This is a genomic window from Paraliomyxa miuraensis, from assembly GCF_026337845.1.
Taxonomy (GTDB): domain Bacteria; phylum Myxococcota_A; class Polyangia; order Nannocystales; family Nannocystaceae; genus Paraliomyxa; species Paraliomyxa miuraensis.
Genome location: NZ_JAOVZF010000155.1, coordinates 227,356 through 240,436, shown reverse-complemented (window position 1 = coordinate 240,436; position 13,081 = coordinate 227,356). Strand labels below are relative to the sequence as shown.

The following is a 13,081-nucleotide window of genomic DNA, read 5'->3' as shown; positions in this document are numbered from 1 at the left end:
ATGTACCAATACGACATCGAAGATCAGCGCCTCGTGGAAGAGCGCGCCGCCCAGTTTCGTGGGCAGGTGCAGCGCCGCCTCGAGGGTTCCATCACCGAGGACGAGTTCAAGCCGCTGCGCCTGCAGAACGGCCTGTACATGCAGCTGCATGCGTACATGCTGCGCGTGGCCATTCCCTACGGCCTCCTGTCCTCCACCCAGCTACGCAAGCTCGCCCACATCGCGCGGGTCTACGACAAGGGCTACGGGCACTTCAGCACGCGGCAGAACATCCAGTACAACTGGCCCAAGCTCGCCGACGTCCCCACCATCCTCGACGAGCTCGCCAGCGTGCAGATGCACGCGATCCAGACCAGCGGCAACTGCATCCGCAACACCACCTCCGATCACCTCGCGGGCGTGGCTCCCGACGAGCTCGAGGATCCGCGGCCCTACTGCGAGGTCATCCGGCAGTGGTCCACGTTCCACCCCGAGTTCGCGTTCCTGCCCCGCAAGTTCAAGATCGCGGTCACGGGCACGCCCGATGACGATCGCGCGGCGGTGCGCTTCCACGACATCGGGATCCGGCTGGTCCAAGACCCCGCGGGAGGCGAGCACTGCTTCGAGATCCTGGTGGGCGGCGGCATGGGCCGCACGCCGCACATCGCCAAGGTGATCCGCGAATTCCTGCCCTACGAGGATCTGCTCTCGTACCTTGAGGCGATCCTGCGCGTCTACAACCGCTACGGGCGGCGCGACAACAAGTTCAAGGCGCGCATCAAGATCCTCGTCTCGGAGCTCGGCATCGACGAGTTCAAGCGCCAGGTCGACGACGAGTGGGCCCAGATCCGCGACGGCGGCCTCAAGCTCCTGCGCAGCGAGATCGATCGCATCAAGGCCAACTTCGCCCCGCCGCCCTACCGCGAGCTGCCGCCCCACGACCTTCGGCTCTCGGCCGAGGGCCTGAGCGCCGACCCGAGCCTGCGCCACTTCGTGCGCAACAACGTCAAGGCCCACCGCCAGCCGGGCTACTGCGCGGTGGTGATCTCGCTCAAGGCCCCCGGCCGACCGCCCGGCGACGCCAGCGACACGCAAATGGACGTGGTGGCCGAGCTGGCCGACGAATTCGGCTTTGGCCGGATCGTGGTCACCCACACCCAGAACCTGGTGCTGCCCGACGTGGAGCAGCAGCGAGTGGCCGAGCTCCACGCTCGCCTGCGAGAGCACGAGCTGCACACCGCGAACATCGGCACGCTGACCGACAGCATCTGCTGCCCGGGGCTCGACTTCTGCAACCTCGCCAACGCGCGCTCGATCCCCGTGGCCATCGAGCTCGGCGAGCGCTTCGATCGGCTCGACTACCTCGCCGATCTCGGCGAGGTCTCGCTCAAGATCTCGGGCTGCATCAACGCCTGCGGCCACCACCACGTGGGCAACATCGGCATCCTCGGCATCGACAAGATCGGCGAGGAGGCCTACCAGCTGGTGCTGGGAGGCTCGCCGGGCAACGACGCCTCGATCGGCAAGATCGTGGGCCGGGCATTCAACCGCGCGCAGATCGTCGACGCGGTGCAGACGGTGCTCGAGGTGTACCTGCGCGACCGAGAGGACGCGAACGAGCGCTTCATCGACTACTACCGCCGGGTGGGCGAGGAGCCCTTCAAGGAGGCCCTGTATGGAGATCATCAAGAGGGGTGAGATCGTCACCAGCACCTTCGTGCACCTTGGAGACGAGGACGCGCTGCCGGCCGACGGTGCGCCGATGGACGTGACGGTCACGCTCGCGCGCTGGCAGAGCGAGCGGCAGGCCCTGCGCGCCCACCCGGGCGCGGTGGGGGTGCGGCTGTCTCCCGACGACGAGCTCGAGCCGCTGCTGCCCGATCTGGATGCGCTGGCGCTGGTGGCCGTGGAGTTCCCACGCTTCACCGACGGCCGTGGCTACAGCCTGGCCCGCCTGCTGCGCGAGCGCCACGGCTACCGCGGCGAGCTGCGGGCGGTGGGCAACGTGCTGCGCGACCAGCTGTTCTACATGCACCGCTGCGGCTTCGATGCCTTCGAGCTGCAGCCCGGCAAGTCGATCCACGACGCGCTCTCGGCATTCGAGGAGCTCTCGGTGAGATACCAGGCCGGGGCCGACGAGCCGCACCCGCTGTTCCGACGCCGGGTGGGCTCGGGCATGTAGCGGCGGGGTCGCTGGCCACGGAAGCCCACACGTGGCCCGTTCGGGCCGCGTTGCCCACCCGTGTCGATTTCCTGCAACGCCAACCCCCCGGTGGCCGAGATCAATTCTCGTGAACGCCGGCCCCCTCGCTCCCCTCCGCCCGGACCTCCTCGACCCCACCCTCGACCTGGTCTTCAAGCTCCTGATGACCCTCGAGCCGCGGCTGCTCCAGCACATGCTCGAGGGCGTCCTGCGCCGGCCCATCGGTTCGCTGCAGATCATCGACGCCGACAGCCCGGGCGAGCACGCGGGCGGCAAGGGGGTCGTCTTCGACGTGCGTTGCGTGCTCGACGACGGCGCTCCCATCGCCCTCGAGATGCAGCGGTACAGCACCGCGGAACTCCGGCTTCGGTTGCTGTTCTACTGGGCCCGGGGCTTTACGGACCAGCTCTCTCGGGGCGATGGCTACGACCAGCTGCGGCCCACGGTGGTGATCGCGTGGTTGCTCGAGCCGCTGTTTCCTTCGCTGAACCAGCTCCACGTGGTGTTCGAAGCGGGTGAGCGCGACAGCCGCACATCGTTCGGCGAGGAGCTGTCGATCCACCTCTTGCAGCTCGGCGCGCCGCAGCGCCAGGCGCTGTCGACGAGCGAGGCGAGCGGCTATGATGCGGTGGTCGAGCGATGGGCGCGGTTCTTCACGCGCTACGACGATCCCGTCGAGCTCGAGCGCCTCGCTGCAGAGGATCCGATGATGGCCCTGGCCAAGCAAACCCTCGAAGCACTCTCACGGGATCCCGAGGCCCGCCGTCGGGCCCAGCGGCGGGAGGACGATCTCCGGCTCTACGAGATCGAGCTCCGAGCCAACCTCGAGAGGGCCACACAGACGGGGTGGAACCAGGGTTGGGACGAGGGCCGGACCAAGGGCTGGGACGAGGGCCGGACCAAGGGCTGGGACGAGGGCCAGACCAAGGGTAAGGCAGCGCTCCTGCTGCGGCTGCTGACCAAGCGCTTTGGTCCGCTGCCGCAGGCCGTGCTCGCGCGGGTAGACACTGCAACGTCCGAGCAGCTCGACGCGTGGGCCGAGCGAGTGCTCACCGAGCCGACCCTCGACGACGTGCTCGCTCCGTAGTCCTCATCAGGGCGCGCGCGCGAGCAGCTCGGGCAGATCGGTCGGACGCAGGGGGGCCTCGCAATCCTCGGGCTGGGTATCGCTGGCGACCACGATCCCGCCGTCACAGATCCCCTCCATCGAGGCGTGCGCGAGCACCTCGACGACCTCTGCCCAGGTCGACTGCGACTCGGCCGAGATCCAGATCGGGATCGCAACCCCGCTGAGCTCGCACAGGCGTGTGCTCAAGGGCTGCAACGCATCGAGTCCGTCGAGCCCGAGCTCGCAGCGGCCCCCTCCGACATCCAGTGCGCGAACGTTGCCCTGAGCACCCATCGGGCGGGCGATCTGTGTCGAGACCTCGACGTGCGTGGAGGTGACCCATAGCCGCAGCATCGCGAGGTTGGCGAGCTTCTGCTCCGGGACCGAGTACATCGGCGGCTTGGCCGTGATCACGCGGGCCTCGCCGTCGGTCTGCACCACGAAGTCCCAGCGCTGGTAGCCGGCCCGCCCGGTCGAGTAGAGGACGTCGACGATCGTGGTCCACGGTACCCGACGATCGACGAACAGGGTGATCGAGTCGTGCGTGCTCGGCGGTCCGTCACCAAGCATCTCGTGCAGCGGCACCACGAGATGGTTGCGAACCTCGCCCTCGGGAAGCCGCCCGGCCGCGAGCTCGGCCACGGGCTGGCTCGGTGAGCCAGCGGCGCTCGCAAAGCGTAGCTCGCTGGTGCCGATCCACAGGCGCGCCCCGGTGCCGGGTCGTTCGCGACCCGGTCCGTGTGCGAGATCCACCGCGGGCTCGGCGATGATGGGCACGACCTCGACGGTGGGCGGAGCCGCCGCCACGTTGGGCGTGAGCGAGGGCTCCGGCTCGCGCAGGAACGAGGCGAGCGCGAAGGTACCAAGGAGCATCGGCGCCGCGAGCCCGGCGACGAGCACCTGTCGCCGACGATGGGGCACGCGAGCGAGCGCGTCGAGCAACGCGGTCATGTCGGGCCAGCGATCACTGGGCGAGCACGCCAGCCCACGGCGAAGGATCCGCCACACTCCGGCCGGGACTCCCGCGCGCACAGGCTTGCACGCGGGCTCGTGCTCGAGCGCCTCGATCCGCTCGAGCACGGTGCCGTGCGAGAACGGCTGCGCACGCCATAGCGCCTCGTAGAGCGCCACGCAGAACGCGAACTGATCGCTGCGCGCGTCGACGGCCTCGCCGCGGAGCTGCTCGAGCGGCATGTAGCGGAACGTTCCCGCGATGTAGTGAGTCGCGGCGGTCTCTTCGCCCTCGCGAAGTGGGTCGAACGCTGCCGCGGCCTCGAGCTCCGCGCCGGAGAGCGCCAGCCCGAAGTCGGCCACGCGCACGCTGCCATCGTGGCCGAGCAGGATGTTCTCGGGCTTGAAGTCGCGGTGAACGACCCCGGCCTCGTGCGCAGCCGCGAGCCCGCGGCCCGCGGTGCAGAAGCAGGCGAGGATCTCCCGCCAGGGCCGAGGCCGATCCGCCAGCCACTGCGCGAGCGTCTGGCCCTGCACGTACTCCATCGCCAGGAAGGTGCGGTGGTCGTGCTCGCCGATCTCATAGACCTGCACCACGTTGGGGTGCGAGAGCTTGGCGAGCGCCCGCGCCTCGTCGCGCAGCCGCGCGTGCACGTGCTCGCTGATCAACCCCGGAAGTACCCGCTTGATCGCGACCTTGCGATCGAGCTCCTCGTCGACCGCGAGGTAGACCTCCCCCATGCCCCCGGCGCCGATCCGATCCTCGATGCGGTAGCGACCAATGCGCATCACCGGGCCGTCACCGAACAGCCGGCGGCGGGCCTCGGCGACCGTGAGGCGGTGGTTGAATCCATCGTGCATCAGCGCGACGGTGGGCTGGACGGCGGAAGGCTCCCCGGTGGATGCATTGACGGCGATCATGGCGGGCTCGGTCGACGAAGAAGTGGAACGGCCACGTCATCTGTCCAAGCCGAAGGCCAGAAAACGTCACTTGCCCAGCCCGACCCGGATCTGGGACGCCCAGTGCGCGAGGTTGTCGACGGTGCTGGCGAGCTGCTCGGGGGAGTCGGCGAGCCGCTCCATCGCCTCGCGCAGCAGCGCCCGGGCCTTGGCCAGCCGGCTGCGCATGGCGGAGTGCGAGATCCCCATGACCTCGGCGATCTCGGCCGCGTCCATGTCTTCCCAGTAGAACAGCTCCAGGCCCACCTGGTGCTCGAGCGGGAGGCGGCGCAGGGCCGCGAGCAACAGCCGCTGCTCACGGCTGTGGCCGATCGCGGTGGTGGGTCCCGGTGCGAGGTCGACCATGGCGTCGACCTCGGGATCGATCGCGCGTCCGCGGGCGAGCGTGCGGATGTGATCGCGAAGGACGTTGCGGGCGATGCCCAGCACGAACGCACGAAAGCTCAGCCCCTGCCGGATTCGGTCGCGGTTCTCGACCAGCAGCACGAAGGTCTGCTGGACGAGATCGCTGGCCCCCAGGCAGACCTTGTTCTCGAAGAAGCGCGCGACGACGTCGGCGTGGCGATCGTAGAGCTTGGCGCCCGCACCGACGTCACCGGCTCGCCAGGCCTCGAGCAGCGCGACGTCGACGTGCCAGTCGCTGGTCATCGGGTGCGAGGATAGCAACTCCTCACTCCCTGGTATCCTCCGAGTCATGAGCGCACGCGACTGGGACGCCCACTATGCGACCGACGACCTGCCATGGGATACGGGCGAGCCGGATCCGCACCTGGTGGCGCTCGTCGAAGGCGGAACGCTCGCGCCGTGCCGAGTGCTGGAGGTCGGCTGCGGGACGGGCACCAACGCGCTGTGGCTGTGCGAACGAGGGTTCGAGGTCACGGGGATCGACGTGGCCTCCCGCGCGATCGCCAAGGCCGAACAGAAGGCAAGAGTCGCGGGCACGAGGGTCGAGTTCGCCACGGTCGACTTCCTGCACGCGCAGGTGCCCGGCGGCGACTACGAGCTGGTGTTCGACCGTGGAGTGTTCCACGTGTTCGACGATGCCAGCGACCAGGCGCGCTTCGCCGAGCGCGTCGCCTCCGTGCTGCGCCCGCAAGGACGCTGGCTCAGCCTCGCGGGCAGCACCGAGGGCCCGCCGCGCGACCACGGACCACCGCGCCGCTCGGCGCTCGACATCGCGATGGCGGTGGAGCCCAGCCTCGAGCTCCTCGAGCTGCGCTCGATCGAGTTCGCGGCCAACCTGCCTTCGCCGGCCAAGGCGTGGCTGATGCTGGCGCGACGACGAACCGTGCCGGCCCAGCCATCGACGATCCACGACCCGTAGGCCAGCCTCGCAGCCGGCACGCAGCCGGCACGCTATCATCCGCGGCGGTGCCAGGCCCCGACCTCACGGCGTCGCTCGTCGAAGCGCCGATGCCCCGGCGACCGTCGCTCGAGACCTCGGACGGCGGCGCGGTGGTGGGGCGCTACCGCATCGATGCCGTGCTGGGTCGCGGCGCCATGGGGCAGGTCCTGCGCGCGTACGACCTGGTGACGGAGCTGCCCGTGGCGCTCAAGCGCTTCGCGCTGCCGATCACCCAGCACGACGATCGCCTGCGCTTCCGCCACGAGTTCCACACCCTCGCTCGCCTGCGCCACCCGAGGATCGTGAAGGCGCACGACTACGGCGTGGATGATCAAGATCGGCCGTTCTACACGATGGAGCTCGTCGACGGCCACGATCTCAGCGAGCTGGCCCCCGCGCCGTGGCGGCAGGCCTGCCGCCTGCTGCGCGACGTGGCCTCGGCGCTGGCGTTCCTGCACGCGCGCCAGCTGCTGCACCGCGACGTGGCCCCTCGCAACGTGCGGTGCACCGAGGACGGCCGCGCCAAGCTGCTCGACTTCGGGATGCTCTCGACCATGGGGATCAGCCACGAGGTCGTGGGCACCCTGCCCTCGATCGCGCCCGAGATGCTGCTCGGCTTGCCCATGGACGGGCGCGCCGATCTGTTCGGCCTGGGCGCACTGTCGTTCTGGCTGCTGACGGGCCGCCACCCGCAGCGGATCCGCAGCCTCGACGACCTGATGCGCAACGGTCGGCGCCCACCGCCTCCGCCGTCGTCGCTCGTTCCCGAGATCCCGACCACGCTCGACGACCTGGTGCTGTCGCTCCTGTCGGCCGAGCCGCTGGGTCGACCGCGACACGCAGCCGAGGTGATCGAGCGCCTGAGCGCCATCGCGGAGCTGCCCGCGGCACCCGAGCTCGAGGCCGCGCAGGGCTACGTGCGCTCGACGGTGCTGGTGGGCCGCGAGCGCGAGCTCGAGCTGGCCCGCAAGCGCATCGAGCGAGCCGCGGCCGGCCAGGGCGGCGCGCTCGTCATCGAGGGCCGCTCGGGCATGGGCAAGACCCGCTTGCTGCACGAGATCGAGCTCGAGGCCAAGCTGGCCGGCGCGGTGGTGCTGCACGGCGAGGGCGGCGCGGCGGGGCCGTATGCGCTGGTGCGGGAGCTGGCGCGACAGCTCGAGCGACGCGGTCGCAAGGATCCCGAGTCCACCTCGAGGCACATGGCGCTCATCGATCGCATGGTGCCCGATCCCATGGCGACCCTGACGATCTCGGGCACGCTCACCACCGGCGCAACCAAGACCAGCGCGGGCGAGCGCACGGCCGGCCGCGACCATCGCGAGGAGCGAGCCGCGGTGCAGGCCGCATTCAGCGACTGGCTGACGGCGTTCGCCATGCATCGCCCGCTGGTGCTGGTGCTCGACAACCTCCAGCGGGTCGACGAGGGATCGGCCGCGGTGCTGGCGGGGCTGTCCCACGTGGCGCCCAAGCGCTCGCTGTTGCTCGTGGCCTCCTTGCGCTCCGACGAGCCCAGCCGCGCCGACGGGGCGCTGGCCAACCTGCGCGAGCGAGCGGTGGTGATCCGCCCGCGCGGGCTGGCCGAGCCCGATGTGCTGGCCCTGGTGCGCTGCACGTTCGGCGAGGTCGACAACCACACCGTGCTGGCCACGTGGCTGCACCGCGCCGCGGGGGGAAGCCCGCTGCACTGCACCGAGCTGCTCCACGGCCTGGTGGAGCACGGTCAGCTTCGCTACGTGGGCGGAATGTGGGTGATCCCCGAGCGCATCGAGCTCGAGGGCGATGCACGACCTCGGGGACTGGCCCAGACTCTCGACGCGCGCGTGCGTGGCCTGCCGGCCCCGGCGCTCGCGCTGGGCCAGACGCTGGCCGTCTACGGGCAGGAGGCCGGCCTGGCGCTGTGCGTGGCGCTGGCGCCCGATGTCGAGGAGCACGAAGCGTTCGCGGCCATCGATGCGCTGGTGCGGCAGGACGTGATCATCGGCGCGGGCGAGCGCTACCGCATTCGTCACGATGGCCTGAGGGAAGCGCTGCTGCGCACGCTCGACCCCGCCGAGCGCCGCGAGCTCGAGCGCCACGTGGGTCGTACCCTCGCCGCCGATGGCCCGCCGAGCGCCGAGCACGAGGCGCAGGTGGGCTGGCACCTGCTGCGCGGCGGAGAGGAGGCGGCCGGGGCAGAGCTCCTGGCCAGCGCCGGACGGCGGCTGTTCGAGGCCACCTCGTTCGAGGACTGCGTGGCACCGCTCGAGGCAGCACTGCCGGTGCTCGATGCGCGCGGCGACCGACCGCAGGAGGTCGCCGAGATCGGCTACATGCTGGTCAGCGCCGGCTTCTACTGCGATCGCGAGGTCAACATCCGCCATCGCGAGCGCGCGCTGGCGGTGCTGGCCGAGCACTGCGGGGTCGCGCGAGCGCGTCGGCTGTCGCGATGGCTGGGCCGGGGCCTGGGGCTCGGGCTGGCGATCCTGACCACGCTGGCCCAGCGGCTGTTCGACCGACGGCGCCTGCCGTTCGTGCATGCGCTGGGGATGTACCTGCGCTCCACCGTCTACAGCGCCGGCGTGGCCGGGTTCTCGTTCGACACCGCGAGCCTGCGCCGCTGCGTGGAGGCGCTCGAGCCCCTGCGGCCGATCTCGCACCTGTTCGTGCGCACCGGGGTGAGCCTCACCGACAACCTGTTGCACTTCAACCTCGGGCGCCTGCGCACGCTGATGGAGTCGAGCGCCAGGAACCTCGAGGGGATGCTGACCCAGCGGCGCTGGCTCAACGAAGAGGAGCGCGCGCTCACCATGGGAGGCTCGCGATTCCAGCGCGCCCTGGTGGCCGCGCGGGTGGGCAACCCCAACGCACTCGACGAGATCGAGGCGCTCGAGCGCCTGGGCCCGCGGATCTGGGCGATCGGCGGCATGCAGGCGCGGACCTACTATCACATGTGGAGAGGCGAGTCGGCGGCGGCGCAGCGCATGTGGGCCAGGGCCGAGCTCGAGTTCGTGCGGCTCGGGGCGCTGTGGCAGCTCTACGCGATCCACCATGGATCGGCCGCGATCACGTATGGCTACACCGACGACATGCTCGGGCTGCGGCGCTCGATCGAGGCGCTGACGCGCCAGGTGGAGGCGGGGCTTGGGTTCTCGCCCTATCTGCGGCTGGCCCGGGCCGAGCTGGCCCGAATGCGAGGGGAGCACGATGACGCGCTGGCGCTCGTCGACGAGGCGCTGGCGGAGCTGCCAGACGGCGAAGGGCTTCCGCGTCCGTGGGCGCTGGCGGCTCGTGCCGATGTGCTGCTGGCCCAGGGCCGCCTCGACGACGCGCGACGGGCTGGCGAGGAGGCGCTGCGACTCGCCGAGGATCCCGAGCATGGTCAGACCAACTTCCGCTGCCGGGCCGAGCGCACGCTGGCGCTGTGCGAGGCGGCGCAGGGGCGGCACGACGAGGCGGGCGCGCGGCTCGAGCGGCTGATCGCGGCCGCGCAGGCGCTCGACAACCCCTTCATCCTCGGGGCGGCCCACGAGGCACGAGCCCTGGTGGCGGCCGAGCGCGGGGACGACGATGGAGCGCGGCAGCATGCCGAGGCGGTGGAGCGCTGCTTCGTGCCCACGCGCAACCCGGTGCTGGTGGCGAGATACGAGCGCCTGCTGCGACGGATCGGAGCCGGGCCCGTGCCGGACGACGTGGACGGCGGGAGCAGCAACGTGGCGACGGCCGTGCTCCACCCGGAGACGGTGACCGACACGATCGGCGACGCGCTGTCGCAGCTGTCGGCGTGCCCAACCGCGGCGGCGCGGGCCGAGCGGGCGCTGACGACCCTGTGCGGAGCGATGGGCGCCAGCCACGGGTACCTCTATTTGTTGGTCGACGGCGAGCCCACGCTGGCCGCGCCTTCGGCGGGGACCGAGCCGCCCGTCGAGGTGCTCGAGGTGGCCGAGCGACTGTCGACGATGCACGAGCTCGATGAGGACCTCTGCCGGCAAGGGCTGGAGGGAAGCACGGGCCGCTGGTCGATCGCCCTGCTCGTCGCCGAGATCGAGGGAGAGGACCGAGCGGTGGGCACGGCGGTGCTGCGCGACGACGAGGCGACGGGCCGGATGCCCCCCGAGTCACTGCGGCGCGCGCTGGGGCAGCGGCTGTACGAGGAGGGGGATGCCTCGCTGACGGGGGAACGGACCCAGTAAGAGCGGAACGCCACGGCGTGGCCCGAACGATCCAAACATCGCCCTCGTGGTACGATGCCCCCGATGCACCAGCTCGGAGGGTTCATCATCCGGTCGGAGCTCGGACGTGGAGGGATGGCCACCGTCTATCTCGCGGAGGAGTCGCTCTCGCGTCGACTCGTCGCGCTGAAGGTGCTCCATCGCGAGCTCACTCGTTCAGAGGAGGCACGCCGGCGCTTCATCTCCGAGATGCAAATCCTGACCTCGCTCGAGCACCCCAACGTGGTTCGCTGTCACCACTGCAACGACGTCGACGGCCAGCTCATGATGGCCCTCGAGTTCGTCAAGGGCGGAACGCTTCGCGCGCTGCTCAAGGCGCGAGGCCGCCTCACCGCACTCGAGACGTGCCGGATCGCGAGCGGCGTGCTCGCGGCGCTCGATGCCGCACACACCAACGCGCCACCGATCATCCATCGCGATCTGAAGCCCGAGAACATCTTGCTCGGCGATGATGGGGTGATCAAGGTCGCCGACTTCGGGATCGCCAAGATGCTCGGCAGCGAGACCCTGACGACGACCCCGCACGGGACGCTCCACTACATGAGCCCCGAGCAATTCGAGGGTCTGCCCACGACCGCGAGCACCGACCTCTACAGCCTCGGAATCGTGCTCTACGAGATGCTCGTGGGCCGCCGGCCCTTCCTCGGCAACGCACCGCTGGAGATCATTCGAGCCCATCACTCCCAGGAGCCTCCGCCCTTCCCCGAAGCGATCGCACGAGAAGTACCCCCCGCGCTGGCACAGCTGGTGTTCCAGTTGCTTCGCAAGGATCCCTCGACCAGGCCCCCGAATGCCCGGGTCGTCCTCGATTACGTCGCCAGGATCGGGCAGCCAGCGCCCACCTCACGCGTGCCCGCGGCCCCCGGTGCCGCCCATCCGCCCCAGAGTGCGTGGAGCGGACCACCGGTGCGGGAGACGATCGACACAGTACAGCTGATCGAGCAATTTGCCGACCGACGGGGCTCCGGAAAGACCGGGCGCACGGTGCTCGCAGTGAGCGTTGGAGTGCTCGCGCTGGTCGGAGTCGGCGTGCTCGCGGCCACGCTGGGACCAGGTCTGTTGGAGCACGCGACCGGTCCCGACGAGCCCGCCCGCTCCGCGGCACAGCAAGTGGCGCCTTCCACCGCGAGCACCAAGGAGCAACCACGAGTTACGAGCTCGACCGAGAAGCCTCTCCCACCGCCACCTGGATCACCGAGATCACTCGTCAGTGACTTCCTCGCCGCACGGGACCCAGGCGGCCCGGTGCCCGTACACCCGGAGCTCCAACGAACCGACTTCACCGTCAAGGTGATGGTGAGGACCGATCTGCTGGAGGCCCAACGAGGCGCCCGAATCGTGGCCGACTCCGTCGTCAATGGCTTCACGCCCAAGGTTCAGATCGTCCGCAGACCTCGAGAGGGGCGCATGGAACACTGGGTGCTCGTGGGGCGCTACACCACCAAGTCCGCCGCCATGGGCGCCAAGGCCAGCCTTCGTCCGCTCCTCAATCAAGGGGCAAACCACATCGACCTCTCGACCAAGTGTGCGGAGCTGGGACCGGTCGTCGAGGGTGGCGTGCGAGACTGCATACCGCCCTGAAGACACGACGCCCCTCACCCCAGGTCGATCACCCACGCCCGCCCGGACCTGCCCTGCGCGAGCGCCCCCGGCAGATCGACCCACCGCACCCCCGCATCGAGGATCCGGGCGTCCCCGCTGGCCACCACCGCTTCGCTGTCGACCAGCACGCGATCGGGATCCCAGCAAAGCTCCACCTCCCACGGCAACCCCTCCGCCTCGGCCCACTCGCGCAGCATCCCGGCCAGGCGTCCGCTGTTGGACACCGGACGGTCGAGCAGCCACCGCACCTCTCGGGCCGGCCTCAGCAGCTCACCGAGCGCCGCGATCACCTCGCCGGTCTGCTCCACCCGAGCGTACGTGCCATGCACGCTGGCCAGATCGCGGTGCGCCCCGTCTCGCCCGCGCAGCACCACCCCGCCCCCCAGCACCGACTCGCCCACGATGATCGCGTTGAAGCCATCCACGTGCACGACCTCGCCCGTGAGCGCCACCACCTCCACCCGCCGCGCGAGCCGAGCCTCGACCGCAGCCGCCGAAGCCGCACACCGCGACACCGCCTTGCGCTGGCGCGCGGTGAGCCCGTGCCGATTGCCCACCAGCTCCAGCGCCGAGCGCTCGGCGTAGCCGCGCTCGAGCAGCCACGACAGCTCGTCGACCGCAGTCCGCAGCGCCGCCCAGCACGCCTGGGCGAAGCTCTGCCGATCCTCCGGCGCAGGTCCTCGATGCCCTCCGCTCACGTTTCGCCACCACCGTAGCACGCACCC

The 13,081-nt window shown here is 70.4% G+C and carries 9 protein-coding genes; 6 read left to right on the top strand and 3 right to left on the bottom strand.

What is annotated here, in order from left to right; genetic code table 11:
• The 3 genes from OEB96_RS24835 (at window position 1) to OEB96_RS24825 (ending at window position 3,269) form a co-directional block, all read left to right on the top strand.
• Window positions 1–1,677: a nitrite/sulfite reductase gene (locus tag OEB96_RS24835; protein WP_266219199.1), complete on the top strand. Its 1,677-nt coding sequence runs from the start codon at window positions 1–3 to the stop codon at window positions 1,675–1,677.
• Window positions 1,655–2,161 carry a DUF934 domain-containing protein gene (locus tag OEB96_RS24830; RefSeq protein ID WP_266219198.1) on the top strand — a complete coding sequence of 169 codons (507 nt, stop codon included), beginning with the start codon at window positions 1,655–1,657 and terminating at the stop codon, window positions 2,159–2,161. The genes OEB96_RS24835 and OEB96_RS24830 overlap by 23 nt, the downstream gene beginning before the upstream one ends.
• A gap of 109 nt (window positions 2,162–2,270) precedes the next feature.
• Window positions 2,271–3,269: an Rpn family recombination-promoting nuclease/putative transposase gene (locus tag OEB96_RS24825; protein WP_266219197.1), complete on the top strand. Its 999-nt coding sequence runs from the start codon at window positions 2,271–2,273 to the stop codon at window positions 3,267–3,269.
• Between the two features lie 6 nt (window positions 3,270–3,275).
• Here the strand turns inward: OEB96_RS24825 and OEB96_RS24820 are convergent, their stop codons facing one another.
• Both OEB96_RS24820 and OEB96_RS24815 read right to left on the bottom strand, forming a co-directional pair.
• A complete protein-coding gene (locus tag OEB96_RS24820) occupies window positions 3,276–5,162 on the bottom strand; it encodes a serine/threonine-protein kinase (RefSeq protein WP_266219196.1) in 1,887 nt (628 codons plus the stop codon).
• 66 nt (window positions 5,163–5,228) lie between these two features.
• Window positions 5,229–5,849 carry an RNA polymerase sigma factor gene (locus OEB96_RS24815; protein WP_266219195.1) on the bottom strand — a complete coding sequence of 207 codons (621 nt, stop codon included), beginning with the start codon at window positions 5,847–5,849 and terminating at the stop codon, window positions 5,229–5,231.
• Window positions 5,850–5,895: 46 nt separating this feature from the next.
• Between OEB96_RS24815 and OEB96_RS24810 the strand changes: the two genes are divergently transcribed.
• The 3 genes from OEB96_RS24810 (at window position 5,896) to OEB96_RS24800 (ending at window position 12,335) form a co-directional block, all read left to right on the top strand.
• On the top strand, window positions 5,896–6,525 hold the full coding sequence (locus OEB96_RS24810) for a class I SAM-dependent methyltransferase (RefSeq protein WP_266219194.1): 630 nt from the start codon (window positions 5,896–5,898) through the stop codon (window positions 6,523–6,525).
• 47 nt (window positions 6,526–6,572) lie between these two features.
• On the top strand, window positions 6,573–10,715 hold the full coding sequence (locus OEB96_RS24805; RefSeq protein WP_266219193.1) for a protein kinase domain-containing protein: 4,143 nt from the start codon (window positions 6,573–6,575) through the stop codon (window positions 10,713–10,715).
• Between the two features lie 63 nt (window positions 10,716–10,778).
• Window positions 10,779–12,335: a serine/threonine protein kinase gene (locus tag OEB96_RS24800; RefSeq protein ID WP_266219192.1), complete on the top strand. Its 1,557-nt coding sequence runs from the start codon at window positions 10,779–10,781 to the stop codon at window positions 12,333–12,335.
• Between the two features lie 14 nt (window positions 12,336–12,349).
• On the opposite strand, the gene OEB96_RS24795 is transcribed toward OEB96_RS24800, so the two are convergent.
• Complete coding sequence (locus tag OEB96_RS24795) at window positions 12,350–13,054, bottom strand: DUF434 domain-containing protein (protein ID WP_266219191.1); 705 nt, start codon at window positions 13,052–13,054, stop codon at window positions 12,350–12,352.
• Window positions 13,055–13,081 lie beyond the last annotated feature (27 nt).